This is a genomic window from uncultured Lentibacter sp., from assembly GCF_937123735.1.
Classification (GTDB): domain Bacteria; phylum Pseudomonadota; class Alphaproteobacteria; order Rhodobacterales; family Rhodobacteraceae; genus Lentibacter.
The window spans coordinates 356,091-374,061 of sequence record NZ_CAKZKL010000028.1 but is presented as its reverse complement, the minus strand read 5'-3'; the positions used below and the strand labels follow the sequence as shown (position 1 = coordinate 374,061).

Below are 17,971 nucleotides of genomic sequence, written 5' to 3'. Positions count from 1 at the left end.
GCTGGTGCGCCTGCGGCCACCAGCCCTGTTCTTGAACGAGTGAAACGATGAAAATCAGCCTGATAATCGGCCCGACAGACTACGGCACAGCCCGCTTTCGCACGGTTCTGAAAAAGAAATCTGCCTTACTGGCCAAACACGGGGTGTTCAGCCCCGATTGGAACCACATCCGCATCTATATGGCCTGTTCGTCCAACGCCGAGGTGGGCCTCGTGCGCTATCTGCGCGGCTTTGAAATGCTGGCCGCGCAAGAGGCGCTCTTCTCGCACCTTCAGGCGCAAATCGCCACCGCCCTTGAGGCCGAGCAGCCAAAGCATCTGGTGATCAGCTCAGGCCAGCTCGGTGCGCTCATGCACAAGAAAAGCGAGCTTGAGCGCCTGCGCGCCTTCTTTGCGCCTTTCTCGGAGGACATCCAGATCCACGCCTATGTGGATGAGCCCTGCCGCGTGCTGGTGCAGAACTACGAGAAAACCGTGATGGACGGTCGCCGCTTCCCGCTTGATCTGGAGCTGGAGCTGGCCAAATCAGACAATTGGTGGGACGCAGCCCTGGCCATGCGCACCGCGCCCAACCCGCTCACAGCCGAGTTCAACGACATTCACTTTCCGCCGCACTGGATTGATTATACGTCCCTTTTGAGCCACTGGGAGGGGGTCTTTGGGGCGGGCAACGTGCATCTGCGCGCGCTCGATATGGCGCGCCTCGGCTCCGAGGACGGCGCCAATGAACTCAATGCGCTTCTGGGCACAGACATCCCCATGGGCCAGATCGAGGCCCAGGAAGAAGACAAACGCCCCAGTGCCGAAACCCTCGCGCGCGCCCGCCAGCTCAACGATATTTTCGTGCGCTACATGCAGGCCAAGGAAATCTCCATGCCCTTTGAGATGCGCAAGCGGCTGATCTATCCGCACCGCGTGCGCGGCCCGCTCATCGAGCCTGGCAGCCTCTTGCCCGTTTCCGAGCGCTTCGCCGCCGACAACGCCGCGCTCACCGCGCGCTTTGACACGTTAAACGACGGCTGGTTCACCCCGCCCACCCCTGCCGAGCTTTGGCGCGAAGCCCCCTTGAGCGGCGGCTGGCGCGCCAGCCAATATATGACCGCCTCGCAGCATTTCATCCTCAAACAAGCGCCCACCTTTGCCGATATCAAGGCGCTCACCGCCGCGCAGGACGACAGCGCCGCGCGCCTGTCGGAGTTTGTGCCGGTTGATGCCGCGCTGGAAGACAAGCACCAGAGCGGCACCTCAGACAAACGCGGCGAGTTTCTGGAGATGTTCAAGGTCAACCACCAGATCGTCATGTCCACGCACATCCGCCCGCACAACGACATGGGCAAAGTGCGCGAAGAGGCTCAAGCGCCACAATATAGCGAAGTGCCCATGCGCACCCTGCCCAAGGGCAATTCAGGCAATGTCATCGTCGGCTGCATGAAAAACGAAGCCCCTTATATTTTGGAGTGGATCGCCTATCACCGCGCCATCGGGGTTGATAACTTCCTGATCTACACCAACGGCTGCGAAGACGGCACAACCGAGCTGCTTGATCATCTGCAAGAGATGGGCGTGCTTGAGCACCGCGACAACAACAAATGGAAGGGCAAATCGCCCCAACAGTTTGCCCTCAATGCGGCCCAGAAAGAACCGGTGATCAAAAACGCCGAATGGATCATCCACATCGACGTGGACGAGTTTATCAATGTGCGCACCGGCAACGGCACGCTGGAAGATTTGTTCAAAGCCACCAAAGGCGCCACCAATATCGCCATGACATGGCGGCTTTTCGGGCACAACGGCGTGCACGCGCTCAACGATGATTTCGTCATTGCGCAGTTTGAGAGCTGCGCGCCCAAATACTGCCCCAAGCCGCACACGGTCTGGGGCTTCAAAACCATGTTCCAGAACCTTGAGGCCTACCGCAAAATCTCCTGTCACCGCCCCAACCAGGTGATCGACGAGAAGCGCAACCTGCTCAAATGGGTCAATGGCTCAGGCGCGGATGTCACCCATGATTACATCAAGGGGGGCTGGCGCAGCTCCAAGAAAACCGTGGGCTACGACCTTGTGCAGCTCAACCATTATGCGCTGCGCTCTGCCGAGAGCTTTCTTGTAAAGCGCCAGCGCGGCCGCGCGCTGCATGTGGATCGCTCCATTGGCCTCAACTACTGGATCCGCATGGATTGGTCTGATCACCGCGACATCACCATCCAGCGCAACCTGGCGCGCACCCGCGCCGAATATGACCGCCTGATGCGCGACAAGACGCTGCGCGCGCTGCATGAGGCCGGGCTTGCCTGGCACAAGAACAAGGTGAAAGAGCTGCATGAAACCCCGGAGTTTCAGGCGCTCTATGCCCAGGCGCTCAAGGTAAAGCTCACCGAGACAGAGCGCGTCGCCTATTCCCTCGCCCTTGATATGGAGAGCTGACATGGACAGTCCCGCAGCCGCGGCCAGCTTTCAGGCCCGCGGCGTCAAAATTCCCTTTGATCGCGCCATCATCGCGCAAAAGCTCAAACGCGCCCTGCGCCGCAACCGCTATGAAGCCAAAGAAATCAACGCCGCGCTGCGCTGTGTCACAGCGGGGGATACGGTCTTGGAGCTGGGCGGCGGGCTGGGCTATGTCGCCAGCGTTCTGGCGCTCAAACGGGCGCCCAAAGCCATTCACAGCTTTGAGGCCAACCCACATCTCATTGCCTTCCAACGCCAGCTCCACGCGCTCAACGGCATTGACACCATCACCGCGCACAACGCCCTGCTCGCACCGCGCAAAGGCAAGCCACAACGCTTTTTTGTGCGCGAGGATTTTCTGGCCTCCTCGCTGCTTGAGGAGGTGCCCGGCAAGCCCGTGCGCAGCGTGGAGACAATCGAGGTGCGCGGCCTCAACGCCACCTTCAACGCGCTCAAACCCGATGTCTTCATCTGCGACATCGAGAGGGCCGAGGCCGCGCTTTTGCCGCATCTGAAGTACACCGGCCTGCGCGCCGCCATCATCGAGCTGCACCCGCAATGGATCGGCGCTTCCGGCGTGCGCGCGGTGTTTGACGCCATGCACGCTGCCGGCCTGAGCTATTTCCCGCGCTGGTCCGATCAGAAAGTGGTGTGCTTTCGCAAAGACTGGGCCCTCAAATGAGAGTGCTGGCGGTGCTCACCCTGCGCAACGAGGCCTCCTTTCTGTTGGAGTGGCTCGCCCATCACCGTGCGGTGGGCTTCACGGATTTCCTCGTTCTCACAAACGATTGCGAAGACGGAACCGAGGCAATGCTCACCCGCCTTGAGGCGCTTGGCCTGCTGACACATGTGAAAAACGAGGGCCCCTATGACAAGGCGGGCATCCAGTTCACCGCGCTCAAGCGGGCCTCCAAACATCCGCTTGCGCAAAAGGCCGACTGGATTCTCGCGCTGGATATCGACGAATTCGTCAACATCCATGTTGGCGATCACACGCTCACCGCGCTCTTTGCGGCGCTGCCCGAGGCCACCGCCATCACCCTCACATGGCGCCTGTTTGGCAACGCAGATGTGTTGCGCTACCGCGATGCGCCCGTCACCCGCCAGTTCACCCGCGCCGCCCCCGCCGAAATGCTCTGGCCCTGGCGCGCCGCAATGTTCAAGACCCTCTACAAAAACGATGGAACCTACGGCAAAATCGGCGTCCACCGCCCCCGCCAGCCTGACCCGGGCAAACTGCCCATGGCGCGCTGGTATGACGGGTCGGGCCGCGCGCTGGGCGCGGCCTTCACGCGCGGGCGCATCTTCTCGGATTATGGCCGCAACAACTATGCGCTGGTGCAGCTCAACCACTATGCGCTGGGCAGCATGGAGGGCTTTCTCGTCAAAGCCGACCGCGGCCGCGCCGTCCACAGCACAGAGCGCCTCGGGCTGGACTACTGGGTCGAGCGCAACCATTGCAGCGCCATCGACACCAGCATCCACGCCCTCAAAGCGCCCTTTGAGGCCGAGCTGGCCGCCCTGCACCGCGATCCCGAGCTGGCCCGGCAGCACGCCGCCGGCGTGATCTGGCGGCGCGCGCGGATCGAGGCCCTGCTCGCCGAGGAAGCCCCGCGCGCCCTGCTGGGGCGGCTGTTGCAAACGCCCCCCTCGCGCTGCCTGCCCCCGGCACTGGCCCAAGAGCTCATCAGCGCCGCGCGCGCCAGCCGCGCCGCGCCGCAACAAACGCCCTAAAATTGCACCTAACTTCCGTAATTTCGCCCCAATCCCCCGCTAGGTTTCTCTCAAAGCACGCAAAACACGAGCGAAAAACATGTGCGTTAGGTATTGAGATATGCAGGATCAGGCAAACCCCCTTGAAGGCTCGCTCACTGGGCTGTCCAAACGTGACTGGCTGCTCGCGCTCGCGGCCCGCTCCGAGGACAACGGCCATGTCCAGCCGCTGGGCAAAGCCCATCTTGCCTCCTATATCGCCGGGGGCGACACGCTGTTGGTAAGCTTTGAAAGCTATGACGACATCCAGCGCCTCTCGGCCACGTCCCAGCCCCTGGGCTGGGAAATCAGCCAGATTTTGGGCTGGTCGACCCTGTGTATCCTCTCTGACGGGCAGAGCTGGTTTCGCAACCGCGAAATCTTTGCCTATTTTGACAATCTCATTGATGACGGCTTTTTTGAGGGCTTTGAGCGGGTGGTCTTTTACGGGGCCGGCCCCTGTGGCTATGCTGCGGCCGCCTACTCCATTGCCGCGCCGGGCGCGCGGGTGCTTGCGATCCAGCCACAAGCCACGCTGGATGCGCGCATCACCGAATGGGACAGCCGCTTTTTACACCAGCGCCGGCAGGATTTCACCAGCCGCTACGGCTATGCGCCCGATATGATCGACGCCGCCGCCGAGGCCTTTGTGCTCTATGACCCAGAAGAGGTCGAAGACGCCATGCACGCCGCGCTCTTCACCCGGCCCAATGTCACAAAACTGCGCCTGCGCCATGGCGGTGCCATGCTGCATTTTTCGCTGCGCAACATGAAAATTCTCTCCCGGCTGATCGCGCTGGCGGGCACCGGCCGCCTCACGGCGGCGGTCTTTGCCAAACTGGCCCGCGCGCGCCGCGATGACCGGGCCTATCTGCGCAACCTCTTGCGCCATGTGGATGACAAGGGCCGCAGCCGGCTGGCCTACCGGCTCTGCCGCAATGTCACCCGCCGCCTTGATGGGGTGCCAGCCTTTGAGCGCCGCCTCAAGGGTCTGCAAGCCCAACTGGACAAAGAGCCCCAAGCCGACGCCTGAGCGCGCAAAAGCCCTGCCTGCGCGCCCCGAGGGCGCTAAAACAACTGGCCCTCGCCCGGCATTTTGTGTAAGCGCTCGGCCATGACCCTTACGCTCACCCTCGCCCGCCCCGATGACTGGCACCTGCACCTGCGCGACGGCGCCATGCTGGCCGCCGTTCTGCCCGAAACCACGCGCCACTTCGCCCGCGCCATCGTGATGCCCAATCTCGTGCCCCCGGTGATCACCAGCGCCGATGCAGCGGCCTACCGCAGCCGCATCCTGGCCGCGCTGCCCGAGGGCGCAGAGTTCACCCCGCTGATGACCCTCTATCTCACCGAAGAGACAGACCCCGATGATCTCGCCGCCGCCCATGCGGCCGGGCTCATCACCGCCGTCAAGCTCTACCCGGCCGGCGCAACCACCAACTCCGCCTCCGGCGTGCAGAATTTTGACAAGGTCCGCCCGGTGCTGGAGCGCATGGCCGAAATCGGTTGCCCGCTCTGCGTGCACGGCGAAGTGACAGACCGCGCAATCGACATCTTTGACCGCGAAGCCGTCTTCATCGACCGCATCCTCGATCCGATCCGCCGGCAAGTGCCCGAGCTCAAAGTCATCATGGAGCATATCACCACCCGCGATGGCGTGGAGTATGTCAAAGCCAACCCCGCGCGCCTCGCCGCCACGATCACCGTGCAGCACCTCATGCTGGAGCGCAACGATATGCTCGTGGGCGGGATGCGCCCGCATTACTACTGCCTGCCCATCCTCAAGCGCCGCGAACACCGCGACGCGCTGCGCGCCGCCGCCACCTCGGGCGATGCGCGCTTCTTTCTGGGAACCGACAGCGCCCCCCACCCGACCCATGCCAAAGAGGCCGAGTGCTGTGCGGCGGGCTGCTTCACTGCGCCCATCGCGCTCTCCTGCCTCGCGCATGTGTTTGAGGAAGAAAACGCCCTGAACAAGCTCGAAGGCTTCACCTCGCTTCACGGCCCCGCCTTCTACGGCCTGCCGGTCAACAGCGAAACACTCACCCTCACCAAAGGCGCGGCGCTGAGCTATCCCAAGTCGCTCGCCGCAGGCGCGCACAGCGTCACCCTGTTTGACCCGGGCACGCCCTTGCACTGGCACGTCTCCTGAGCGCTTTCTTTTTGCCCTAAATATCCCCGCCGGAGGCTCCTGCCCCCTCCACAAATCCAAAGGCCCGATCATGATCCCGACAAGCTTCCCCACATCCCAGGAAATGGCCCGTCTCACAGCCCGCATGCTGCTCGAAATCGGCGCGGTCAACTTCAACACTGAGACGCCCTACACGCTCGCCTCCGGCCTGCCCTCGCCCAGCTACATCGACTGCCGCAAGCTCATTTCCTACCCGCGCATCCGCAGCACGCTGATGGATTTTCTCACCGTCACCGTCATGCGCAACGCAGGCTTTGAAGCCTTTGACAACATCGCCGGCGGCGAAACCGCAGGCATCCCCTTTGCGGCACTTGTGGCCGAGCGCATGGCCCTGCCCATGACCTACGTGCGCAAAAAGCCCAAAGGCTACGGCAAAAACGCCCGCATCGAAGGCGCGATGAGCGAGGGCGAGCGCGTCCTCTTGGTGGAAGACCTCACAACAGATGGCGGCTCCAAGCTCTCCTTTGTCGATGCCATCCGCGACACCGGCGCCAGCTGCGCGCACACGGCCGTGATCTTTTATTACGACATCTTCCCGGAAACGGCCCAAACCCTGGGCGATCACGGCGTCACCCTGCACCACCTCTGCACCTGGTGGGATGTGCTGGCCGAGGCCCGCGCCCAAGCGGCCTTTTCCGCCGAAACCCTCGCCGAAGTCGAGCGCTTCCTCAAAGACCCGCGCGCCTGGCAAGACGCCCACAAAGCCTAGGCTGCGCAGTCACCGCGCACCTTTATACCCATTCCCGTAGGCTGCGCAGTCACCGCGCACCTTCATACCCATCCCCCGTAGGGTGCGCATTCACTGCGCACCTTTAAACCCATCCTCATGAAACCAGCCCTGGGGCTTCTAACCCAGCCAGATCAAAAGATAATCTGCGCGCCTGCCATAAACTTACTCACAGCCCCCAGCCCCCCGGCGCCGCCAGAATCAGCCACTTATACCATATATTGTCGTTTGCCCCGCCCGTGCTACACGATCAGGGAGAGCCTCTAAAGGCGGCGGGGTATCCACAGGGTTATCCCGGCCTTTCTCCACAGATATTTCCCGAGTGCGTTTCCCCCGCATCTCCCCTAGAAGACAGTCACAGCAGGCAAACAGAGGAGTGAACCGGCATGAACGACATCGCAGCATTCAACGCCACAGGCCAAACACTCCCCGCCGAAGTCGCCGCCGCCGATACGATGCCCCATTCCATCGAGGCCGAGCAACAGCTCCTCGGCGCGCTGCTCACCAACAATGATGTCTACGACAAGATCGCCAGCATCATCAATCCCAAGCATTTCTACGATCCGGTGCACGCACGCATCTTTGAGACCGCCGCCGCGCGCATCGCCAAAAACAACCTCGCCTCGCCTGTCACCCTCAAGGCCTTCTTTGAGGATGACGAGGGCCTCAAAGAGCTCGGTGGCCCCGCCTATCTCGCCCGCCTGGCCGGTGCGGCCATTTCCGCCTTCGCCGTGCGCGACTATGCCCAGCTGATCTACGATCTCGCCATCCGCCGTGATCTCATCGCCCTGGGGCAGGAAATCAGCGCCAAGGCCGCGCGGGTCGATGTCGAGAGCGAGCCCAAAGAACAAATCGTCGAGGCCGAGCAGAAGCTCTACCAGCTTGCCGAAGCGGGCCAGTCCGAAAGCGGTTTTCAAAGCTTTCTCAAGGCCGTAACAGACGCTGTTAATGTCGCCAACGCCGCCTATCAGCGCGAAGGCGGGCTCGCCGGCATCGCCACCGATCTCATCGACATGGACAAGATGCTGGGCGGCTTGCACAAATCCGACCTGCTCATCCTCGCCGGCCGCCCCTCCATGGGCAAAACCTCGCTCGCCACCAACATCGCCTTCAATGTCGCCAAAGCCTATAAGCGCGGCAAGCTCGCCGATGGCTCCGAAGGCGCGGTCGATGGCGGCGTCGTGGGCTTTTTTAGCCTTGAGATGAGCGCCGAACAGCTCGCCGGCCGTATCCTCGCGGAAGCCTCCGAAATTTCCAGCCACAAGATCCGCCAGGGCGATATGGATGAAAGCGAATTCCGCCGCTTTGTGGATGCCGCCAAAGAGCTTGAGGCCTGCCCGCTCTTTATCGATGACACCGCCGCCATCCCCATCGCCCAGCTCGCGGCGCGCGCGCGCCGCCTCAAGCGCACCCACGGGCTTGATCTCTTGATCATCGACTACCTCCAGCTGGTGCGCGGCACCTCCGACAACCGTGTGCAGGAAATCGGCGAAATCTCCATGGGCCTCAAAGCCATCGCCAAAGAACTGCAAATCCCGGTGATCGCCCTCTCCCAGCTCTCCCGTCAGGTCGAGAGCCGCGAAGACAAACGCCCGCAGCTGTCCGATCTGCGCGAATCCGGCTCCATCGAGCAAGACGCCGACGTGGTCATGTTCGTCTTTCGCGAAGAATACTATGTCGAGCGCGAAAAGCCCTCCGACCACGAGCTGGACAAAATGGCCGAATGGCAAGAGCACATGTCCCGCCTACACGGCAAGGCCGAGGTCATCATCGGCAAACAGCGTCACGGCCCGATCGGCACGGTCGAGCTGAGCTTTGAGGCCCAGTTCACCCGCTTTGGCAACCTCGTAAAGCCCTGGCAAAACCCCGCAGGCGGCGATCCGTTCTAACCGGCCCTCCTTTCTTATTGCCCTAAATATCCCGGGGGCCTGGGGGCTGGCCCCCAGTCAAACCTGCGTCTGGGGGCTGGCTTTGCACAGCACCGTCTAAAATTCTCTTGCACAAGCCGCGTGCGCACAAGATCATGCGTCAAAGCCCAGCAGAAAGCGCCCCCATGACCACCGATTTCACCGAAGAGCTCGCCAGCCGCCTCATCCGCTATTGCAAAATCGACAGCCAGTCCGATCCCGACAGCCCCGCAAGCCCCAGCACCGCGATCCAGCTTGATATGCAGCGCCTGCTCATGGCCGAGCTGGAAGACATCGGCGCAACAGAGATCACGCTGACAGACTACGGAACCCTCCTCGCGACGCTGCCCAGCACCGCAGGCGATGACGCGCCCACGCTGGGCCTTCTGGCCCATGTCGACACCGCGCCGCAGTTTGCCGCCGCAGGCGTCAAACCGCTTTTGCACAAAAGCTACAACGGCGGCGACATCTCCTTCCCCGATGCGCCCGAACTTACACTCAGCCCCGAAAATTCACCCTATCTCGCCAGCAAGCAGGGCCATGACATCCTCACAGCCTCCGGCACCACCCTTCTGGGCGCCGATGACAAGGCCGGCGTCGCCATTATCATGACAGCCGCGCGCCACCTGCTCGCCAACCCTCAGATAAAACACGGCAAAATCCGCCTCGCCTTCACGCCCGATGAGGAGATAGGCCGTGGCGTGCACCCCGATCTGCCGCGTGATCTGGCCGCTGATTTTGCCTATACCTTCGATGGCGGCGCACTTGGCAATATCGAATACGAAAGCTTTTCCGCCGATGGGGCCAAGGTCCACATAGAGGGCGTCTCCATTCATCCGGGCACAGCCCATGGCACGCTGGTCAATGCGCTGCACCTCGCCGCCAAGCTGCTCACGCTCCTGCCCAGCAGCCACAGCACACCCGATACAAGCCAGGGCCGCGAGGGCTTTCTCATGGCAACCGATCTCACCGGCAACGCCGCAAACGCCACGCTCACCTTCATCTTGCGCGATTTTGAGCTTGCTGGCCTCGCCACCAAGGGCGCTCTGCTGCAAAGTGCTGTCAACACCATCGCCCTCACCGAGCCGCGCGCGCGCCTCAGCTGCGAGATCACGCCCCAGTATCGCAACATGCGCTACTGGCTGGAAAATGATATGACCCCGGTCACCCTCGCCCATGCGGCCGCCCGCGCCATTGGCCTTTCACCCACAAGCGCGCCCATCCGCGGCGGCACCGACGGCTCCCGCCTCACCGAGCTGGGCGTGCCTTGCCCCAATATCTTCACAGGGATGCAGGAGCTGCACGGCCCGCTGGAGTGGATTTCGGTGCAAGATATGGCCGTGGCCACAGAGATGTGCCTCAAACTCACAGAGCTGGCCGCGCGGCCCAAAGAGACCACGCCTCTGCCAAGCCCGCCAAATGCCATTTCCCCTTGACCTTGCACGCCCCTCTGGCAACAAGACCCCATGGCAAGCGGAACACTCACAATCGATCTCGACGCGCTGGTGCACAACTGGCGCGCTCTGGCCAAAGCGCCCGAAACCGGCGCGGTCGTCAAGGCCGACGCCTATGGCCTCGGCCTCGCCCCCGTGGCCCATGCGCTGGCCAAAGCCGGCGCGCGCAGCTTCTTTGTCGCCACCGCCGAGGAAGGCGCCGCCCTGCGCGACACCCTGGGCCAAGGCCCGGTGATCTACATCTTCTCGGGCCATATGGCTGGCGACACGCCCCTCATCAACAGCCGCACCCTCACACCGCTGCTCAATTCGCCCGACCAGCTCGAGCGTCAGCTCTCGGCGCTGCCGGATGCGCCCTTCGGCCTCCAGCTTGACACCGGCATGAACCGCCTCGGCATGGAGCCCGCCGAATGGGCCGCCCTGCGCGACAGGCTGCTGTCCAAATCGCCCGCGCTCGTCATGTCCCATCTCGCCGCCGCCGATGAGCCTCACGCACCGATGAACGCCGCCCAGCTCAAGGTCTTTCGCGCGCTGACAGAGGGGCTCACCGCGCCGCGCTCGCTCGCAGCGACAGGCGGCACGCTCCTGGGCCGCGACTACCACTTTGACATGACCCGCCCGGGCATCGGCCTCTATGGCGGCGCCCCCTTCACACAGGCCCGCCCCGTGGTCCGCCTCGAGCTGCCCGTGGTTCAAACACGCACCGTCGCGCCCGGCGAGAGCGTGGGCTACAATCGCGGCTATGTCGCCCGCCAGCCGCGCCGCGTGGCCACCCTCGCCGCCGGCTATGCCGACGGCCTCATCCGCGCCATGTCCGGCAAGGCCACGCTCTACAGCGGCCCCAACAGCTGCCCGCTCATCGGGCGGGTCTCGATGGATCTGATCACCGTCGACATCACCGATCTCCCCGACACCCCCGACAGCCTCACCCTGCTCGGCCCGCAACAAGGCGTCGACACGCTCGCCCAAGCCGCCGGCACCATCGGCTATGAGGTGCTCACATCCCTGGGCGCACGCTACAGCCGCCGCTATACAGGGGCCGGCGCAGGGGCCGGCGCATGAGCCGCCCCCTCGCCGCCCTCGGCGCAGCGGTGCTGGCCGCCCTCGCAGCCATGGGCCGCGTCACGCTCTTTGCGCTGGACACCCTCACCCATCTCTTGCGCCCGCCGTTTTACGCCCGCGAGCTCTGGGTCGCGCTGGTGCAAATCGGCTGGCTCTCGCTGCCCGTCGTCGGGCTCACCGCGCTCTTCACCGGCGGCGCGCTGGCGCTTCAGATCTACTCGGGCGGCGCGCGCTTCAATGCCGAAGAGGTCGTCCCCTCCATCGTCGCCATCGGCATGGTGCGCGAGCTCGGCCCCGTTCTGGGCGGGCTCATGGTCGCCGCCCGCGTCGCCAGCTCGATCGCCGCCGAAATCGGCACCATGAAAGTCACCGAACAAATCGACGCGCTGACAACCCTCTCCACCCACCCGATGAAATACCTCACCCTGCCGCGCGTTCTGGCCGCCACCTTGGCCCTGCCTGTTCTGGTGGCCGTGGGCGATGCCATCGGCATCATGGGCGGCTATATCGTCGGCGTGACGCGCCTGGGCTTCAACGAAGCCGCCTACCTCAAAAACACGGTCGATTTCCTCGAAGTCTGGGACATTACCTCAGGCCTTATCAAAGGCGCGGCCTTCGGCTTCATCATCGCCACCATGGGCTGCTATTATGGCATGACCTCCGGCCGCGGCGCCCAAGGCGTGGGCCGCGCCACAAAAGCCGCCGTGGTGGCCGCCTCGGTGCTTATCCTGGCGGCCAACTACCTGCTCACAGAGGCCTTCTTCTCCGCATGACCCAGCCGCTCGCCCCCCCTTCATCTTGCCCACAATACTCCGGGGTCCGGGGCAGCGCCCCGGCCTCTGCTCCGCAGGGCTGCGCCCCATGATCACGCTCAGCTCCGTTCACAAATCCTTCGGCCCCAAGAAAGTCCTGCAAGGCGTCAATCTGACGGTCCAGAAGGGCACCTCGATGGTCATCATTGGCGGCTCGGGCACGGGCAAATCCGTGCTGCTCAAATCCGTGCTCGGCCTCGTCACCCCCGACAGCGGGACAATCACACTGGAGGGGCAGGATGTCACCACGGGCGAGCGTGACGCCTTTCTCGCCCGCTTCGGCATGCTCTTTCAGGGCGGCGCGCTGTTTGACAGCCTTCCCGTCTGGCAAAACGTGGCCTTCCGCCTGTTGCGCGGCACCCTCAAGCGCCCCAAAGCCGAGGCGCGTGAGCTGGCCATCGAAAAGCTGCGCCGCGTCGGCCTCGCCCCAGAAACCGCCGATCTCTTCCCCTCCGAGCTTTCGGGCGGGATGCAAAAGCGCGTCGGCCTCGCCCGCGCCATTGCCGCCGAACCCGAGATCATCTTCTTTGACGAGCCGACAACCGGCCTTGATCCGATCATGTCCGGCGTCATCAACGCACTCATCCGCGAGATCGTGGTGGAAATGGGCGCCACCGCCATGACCATCACCCACGATATGTCCAGCGTGCGCGCCATTGCCGATGACGTGGCCATGCTCCATGATGGGGTGATCCAATGGACAGGGCCGGTTGCGCAGCTCGACAGCTCGGGCGACCCCTATCTTGACCAGTTCATCCATGGCCGCGCAGAGGGGCCAATTGCTGCTGTGCGCTAGGCGGGCAGGCCAAGCGCCACTCCCCAAAACCTTAAAATTCCCTAAAGCGCGCGAGCGCATTGGTCACACTGGCAAAGCCGCCCAAATGGCCGATCAGGGGGTGCACGCATTGTGCACGCCCTGTGCACGCTTTTCACCCCCCCTGTTTGGCGCATCTGGCCAAATCTTAACGCGCGCCCCCGGCCTGCGCTCTGGGCCGGAAACATTGCGCCCCCAAGGCCAGGATTGTTTCCGGAGGCGGCAAATTTCACAGGCAAAAACAGTGCATTTCCGCAAAGCCGCCCCAAAAGAGCGCTTTTCCCCCTATTTTTTCCCGAACGGATCGGCATAATTTTGCTCATAGTTGGTTAACAAGTTCCGTGGGGGATCATGGACAGCTTTTTTTCTGCCCTGCGCAGCCTCGTCTTTCTGTTGCATCGTCTGACGTTTTTTAGCCTTGTCTGCGCGGCGCTCGCGATGCTCGGCTATACGCTGCTCTGCGCGCTCGGGGTGCTGCCCTGGCTGGTGATGCCGCTGTCGTTTGGGCCCACAAGCTATGCTGAGGCAGGGGTTTGGCTGCAAACCGGGGTCACAGCTCTCCTGCTGATGCTGATGTTCTTTGTGCCCTCTACCGGGCGGGTGTTGCGGCTGGAAAATTCGCACCGCAGTTTTCAGATCGGGATGCAGGATGTGGCGCAGGCCTACCATATGGCCCATGCCGCCGATCGCGCCGGCAGCTTCCAGCTTGCTTCTGAGTTTGATTCTGTGCGCGAGCGGCTGGTGTTCTTGCGCAGTCACCCCGATCTGGGCCATCTGGAGCCCGAGGTGCTCGAAGCGGCTGCGCAAATGAGCCATATTTCCAAGGAGTTGGCCGAGACATACTCCGATGAGGCGCTTGCGCGGGCGCGCAGCTTCCTGCGCCAGCGCCAGGATGAGGTCGCACGCTTCAATGCCCGCCTGGGGCAGGCCAAACAGGTTGCCAATGAGCTCAAACACTGGCTGCATGAGGTCGAGCTGGAAGAGAGCGTGGCCGCCAGCCAGCTTGAGCGGCTGCGCGATGAGTTGCATCGGGTGATGCCGGAGTTGGGCAAGATCGCCCGGCTGGAATTTGAGGCCGAAAGCGACAGTCTCACCCGCCTGCCCCGCGCGGCGGAGTGATCAGCGCCCCGCACGCGGTGCTCCGGGCGCTGTGCGCCGGACGCTCTGGCACAGACACTCTGGCACGGGCGCTTTGGGCCGGGCGCTTTGGGCCGAATTTCCTGGATCAACCTCTTTGCCTTTGGCGGGCCACAGTCGGTTGACCTGCCCGCAGCGCTCAGACATACAAAATTATGGCAAAAAAAATTCAATATGTCTGCTCCGGCTGCGCCGCAACCACCACCAAATGGGCGGGCCAATGCGATTCGTGCGGCGCCTGGAACACAATCACCGAAGCCACCCCCCTCTCCGACGGCTCAAGTTCAAAGTCGATCGGCGCACAACGCGGTGGCCAGATCCCGCTGAGTGATCTCTCCACACACGAGGCCCCGCCCCCGCGCACGCTGAGCGGGATGGACGAGCTGGACCGGGTGCTGGGCGGCGGGCTGGTGGCTGCGTCGGCGATCCTGGTGGGCGGTGATCCGGGGATTGGCAAATCCACTGTCTTGTTGCAAGCCGCCGCCAAATTTGCGTCTAGTGGTTTGAAAACAGTTTATATTTCAGGTGAGGAGGCCTCTGCGCAGGTGCGTATGCGCGCCCAGCGGCTGGGGTTGAAAGACGCGCCCGTCCGGCTTGGAGCCGAAACCAACCTGCGCAATATTCTCACCACTTTGGAGGCCGAACAGCCCCAGCTCGCCATCATCGATTCCATCCAGACCATGTGGGTCGATACCGTCGACAGCGCGCCCGGCTCGGTGTCTCAGGTCCGCGCGGCCGCGCATGAGCTGACAAGCTTTGCCAAGCGCAAGGGCGTCTCGGTGATCCTTGTGGGCCATGTCACAAAAGACGGCCAGATTGCCGGGCCGCGCGTGGTCGAACATATGGTCGATACCGTGCTTTATTTTGAGGGCGAGCGCGGGCATCAATTCCGCATTCTGCGCGCTGTAAAAAACCGCTTTGGCCCCGCCGATGAGATCGGTGTGTTTGAAATGACGGGCGCTGGCCTGCAAGAGGTAAAAAACCCTTCAGCGCTGTTTCTTTCTGAGCGTGGAGAGCCCTCGCCCGGCTCGGTTGTCTTCTCCGGAATCGAAGGCACACGCCCAGTTTTGGTGGAATTTCAAGCGCTTGTCGCCCCCAGCCCACACAGCCAGCCGCGCCGCACCGTGGTCGGCTGGGACAGTTCACGCCTTGCCATGATCCTTGCGGTGCTGGAAGCGCGCTGCGGCATTCCCTTTGCGGGGCTTGATGTTTATCTCAATGTGGCGGGCGGGCTCAAGGTCTCTGAACCGGCCGCAGATCTGGCTGTTGCGGCGGCGCTTTTGTCGGCCCGCGAGGACGCGGCCCTGCCCAAGGACACGGTGGTGTTTGGTGAAATCAGCCTCTCCGGCGCGCTGCGCTCGGTCTCCCAAACAGAAAACCGGTTGAAAGAAGCGCAAAAACTTGGTTTTTCCAGCGCAATTATGCCAAAGGGAGATAAGGCTCCGGCCACAGCCGGGCTGAGCGCGAAGCGCTATGAAGACCTAACCACCTTTGTCGGTGATATTTTTGGCGCAGGCTAAGCGCAAAGTAACGAAAAGAGAGTGATCATGGAAGGTTTTACAATCGTTGATGGCATCGTTGCCCTGATCATTGTTGTGTCGGCTCTTTTGGCCTACTCCCGCGGCCTCGTGCGCGAGGGGCTGGCCATTGCGGGCTGGGTCATCGCCGCAATGCTGGCCTTTGTCTTTGCGCCCCAGGCGCAGCCCCTTGTCAAGGAAATACCCGTCCTGGGCGGCTTCATATCCGACAGTTGCGAACTCTCCATGATCGCCGGTGCCGCCGCGATCTTTGCGCTTGTCTTGGTGGTGGCCGCGCTGTTCACGCCCATGTTCTCCGCCCTTGTGCAACGCTCTGTGCTGGGCGGGCTCGATCAGGCCTTTGGCTTTCTCTTCGGGGTCGCACGGGGGATCTTGCTGGTGGCGATTGCCTTTTTTGTCTATGAAACCGTCATAACCTCCCAAGACATCACCGCCATTGATGACAGCCGCTCCGCGCGGGTCTTTGGCAAGATGACCGGCACAATCGAAGAGCGCGACCCCGAGCAGGCCCTCGGCTGGATCACCCTGCAATACGAGCAGCTCGTGGCCAGCTGCGGCGAATAATTCCGCAGCAAAGATCAAAAGAGAGCGCTTCGCCGGGTGACACGGGCCGCCGGTCTGACTATGAAGGGGCCACGCCACCCTCGGATTCGGAGTTGCCCCGTGACCACGCATTATGCCCACCCCTTTGATGATGATAAACTCAAGGAGGAATGCGGCGTTTTCGGCGTGACCGGTGTGAGCGATGCGGCCAATTTCGTGGCCCTGGGGCTGCATGCGCTTCAGCACCGTGGCCAGGAGGCCGGCGGGATCGTCAGCCATGATCCGGAGGCAGGCTTCAACTCGGTGCGCCGCTTTGGCTATGTGCGCGACAATTTCACCAAGCAGAGCCTCATGGAAACCCTGCCGGGGCCGCTGGCCATAGGCCATGTGCGCTACTCCACCGCCGGCGCAAAAGGCGCAGCCATCCGCGATGTGCAGCCCTTTTTTGGCGAGTTTTCCATGGGCGGTGCCGCCATCGCGCACAACGGCAATATCACCAATGCCGACGCCCTGCGCCGCGAGCTGATCGAGCGTGGCAGCATTTTCCAGTCCAGCTCGGATTCCGAATGTATCATCCACCTCATGGCGCGCTCCTTGCAGCGCACTATCCCTGAGCGGATGGAAGACGCGCTGCGCCGCGTCGAGGGCGCGTTTTCCATCGTCGCCATGACCCGCACCAAGCTCATCGGTGTGCGCGATCCTCTGGGCGTGCGCCCGCTGGTGCTTGGCCAGATCGGCGAGGGCTGGGTGCTCAGCTCGGAAACCTGCGGGCTGGACATCATCGGCGCAAGCTTTGTGCGCGAGATCGAACCCGGCGAAATGGTGGTCATCAGTGGCGGCACAGTCGAGAGCAGCTTCCCCTTCCGCCGCCAACCCTCGCGGTTCTGCATCTTTGAACATGTCTATTTCTCCCGCCCTGACAGCATCATCGGCGGCCGCTCGGTCTATGAAACCCGCCGCCAGATCGGCGTGGAGCTGGCGCGCGAAGCGCCCGTTGAGGCCGATCTGGTCTGCCCGGTGCCCGATTCCGGAACACCCGCCGCCATCGGCTTCAGCCAGGAAAGCGGCATCCCCTACGCCATGGGCATCATCCGCAACCAATACATGGGCCGCACCTTCATCGAGCCAACCGAGCAGATCCGCAACATGGGTGTGCGCCTCAAACTCAACGTCAACCGCGCGCTCATAAAGGGCAAACGGGTCATTCTGGTGGATGACAGCGTGGTGCGCGGAACAACGTCGCGCAAGATCAAGGAAATGATCCTGGACGCCGGCGCCGCCGAAGTGCACTTCCGCATCGCAAGCCCGCCCACGGCCTGGCCCTGCTTTTACGGGGTCGACACACCGCAGCGCGAAAAGCTTCTGGCCGCAACCATGTCTGAAGAGGAAATGCGCCAGCATCTTGCAGTGGACAGCCTCAAGTTCATCTCGCTGGATGGCCTTTACCGCGCTGTGGGCGAAGCAGACGGGCGCCGCAACGCCTGCCCGCAATATTGCGACGCCTGCTTCTCCGGCGAATACCCTGTCATCCCCGCCGATATGATCGAAAAAGGCTTTGAGATGAAAGCCGCCGAGTAACCCTCAAAAGAG

At 62.9% G+C, this 17,971-nt stretch carries 15 protein-coding genes; all 15 read left to right on the top strand.

Annotated elements, in window-relative coordinates; genetic code table 11:
• The first annotated feature begins 47 nt into the window (after positions 1 to 47).
• The 15 genes from Q0478_RS09260 (at position 48) to purF (ending at position 17,959) form a co-directional block, all read left to right on the top strand.
• Positions 48 to 2,423: a glycosyltransferase family 2 protein gene (locus Q0478_RS09260; RefSeq protein ID WP_298678566.1), complete on the top strand. Its 2,376-nt coding sequence runs from the start codon at positions 48 to 50 to the stop codon at positions 2,421 to 2,423.
• Between the two features lies 1 nt (position 2,424).
• Entirely contained in the window at positions 2,425 to 3,126 is a 702-nt protein-coding gene (locus Q0478_RS09255) for an FkbM family methyltransferase (protein ID WP_298678565.1), read from the top strand.
• Positions 3,123 to 4,178 carry a glycosyltransferase family 2 protein gene (locus Q0478_RS09250; RefSeq protein WP_298678564.1) on the top strand — a complete coding sequence of 352 codons (1,056 nt, stop codon included), beginning with the start codon at positions 3,123 to 3,125 and terminating at the stop codon, positions 4,176 to 4,178. The genes Q0478_RS09255 and Q0478_RS09250 overlap by 4 nt, the downstream gene beginning before the upstream one ends.
• Before the next feature lie 100 nt (positions 4,179 to 4,278).
• Positions 4,279 to 5,229 (top strand): phosphoadenosine phosphosulfate reductase, encoded by a 951-nt coding sequence (locus Q0478_RS09245; RefSeq protein ID WP_298678563.1) that lies wholly within the window; start codon positions 4,279 to 4,281, stop codon positions 5,227 to 5,229.
• An 81-nt stretch (positions 5,230 to 5,310) separates the two neighbouring features.
• Positions 5,311 to 6,348 (top strand): dihydroorotase, encoded by a 1,038-nt coding sequence (gene pyrC, locus Q0478_RS09240; RefSeq protein ID WP_298678561.1) that lies wholly within the window; start codon positions 5,311 to 5,313, stop codon positions 6,346 to 6,348.
• 70 nt (positions 6,349 to 6,418) lie between these two features.
• Positions 6,419 to 7,096: an orotate phosphoribosyltransferase gene (locus Q0478_RS09235; RefSeq protein WP_298678559.1), complete on the top strand. Its 678-nt coding sequence runs from the start codon at positions 6,419 to 6,421 to the stop codon at positions 7,094 to 7,096.
• A 404-nt stretch (positions 7,097 to 7,500) separates the two neighbouring features.
• The gene (locus tag Q0478_RS09230) at positions 7,501 to 9,003 is read left to right on the top strand and encodes a replicative DNA helicase (protein WP_298678557.1); all 1,503 of its coding nucleotides are present in this window, start codon (positions 7,501 to 7,503) and stop codon (positions 9,001 to 9,003) included.
• Positions 9,004 to 9,167: 164 nt separating this feature from the next.
• Complete coding sequence (pepT, locus tag Q0478_RS09225) at positions 9,168 to 10,457, top strand: peptidase T (protein ID WP_298678555.1); 1,290 nt, start codon at positions 9,168 to 9,170, stop codon at positions 10,455 to 10,457.
• A gap of 30 nt (positions 10,458 to 10,487) precedes the next feature.
• The gene (alr, locus tag Q0478_RS09220) at positions 10,488 to 11,537 is read left to right on the top strand and encodes an alanine racemase (protein WP_298678553.1); all 1,050 of its coding nucleotides are present in this window, start codon (positions 10,488 to 10,490) and stop codon (positions 11,535 to 11,537) included.
• On the top strand, positions 11,534 to 12,310 hold the full coding sequence (locus Q0478_RS09215; protein ID WP_298678550.1) for an ABC transporter permease: 777 nt from the start codon (positions 11,534 to 11,536) through the stop codon (positions 12,308 to 12,310). The genes alr and Q0478_RS09215 overlap by 4 nt, the downstream gene beginning before the upstream one ends.
• An 88-nt stretch (positions 12,311 to 12,398) precedes the next feature.
• Positions 12,399 to 13,145 (top strand): ABC transporter ATP-binding protein, encoded by a 747-nt coding sequence (locus Q0478_RS09210; RefSeq protein ID WP_298678548.1) that lies wholly within the window; start codon positions 12,399 to 12,401, stop codon positions 13,143 to 13,145.
• Between the two features lie 369 nt (positions 13,146 to 13,514).
• On the top strand, positions 13,515 to 14,282 hold the full coding sequence (locus tag Q0478_RS09205; RefSeq protein ID WP_298678546.1) for a DNA repair protein: 768 nt from the start codon (positions 13,515 to 13,517) through the stop codon (positions 14,280 to 14,282).
• 173 nt (positions 14,283 to 14,455) lie between these two features.
• Positions 14,456 to 15,820 carry a DNA repair protein RadA gene (gene radA, locus Q0478_RS09200; protein WP_298678544.1) on the top strand — a complete coding sequence of 455 codons (1,365 nt, stop codon included), beginning with the start codon at positions 14,456 to 14,458 and terminating at the stop codon, positions 15,818 to 15,820.
• A gap of 27 nt (positions 15,821 to 15,847) precedes the next feature.
• Entirely contained in the window at positions 15,848 to 16,402 is a 555-nt protein-coding gene (locus Q0478_RS09195; RefSeq protein ID WP_298678542.1) for a CvpA family protein, read from the top strand.
• 99 nt (positions 16,403 to 16,501) lie between these two features.
• Complete coding sequence (gene purF / locus Q0478_RS09190) at positions 16,502 to 17,959, top strand: amidophosphoribosyltransferase (protein ID WP_298678540.1); 1,458 nt, start codon at positions 16,502 to 16,504, stop codon at positions 17,957 to 17,959.
• The last annotated feature ends 12 nt before the right edge of the window (positions 17,960 to 17,971 follow it).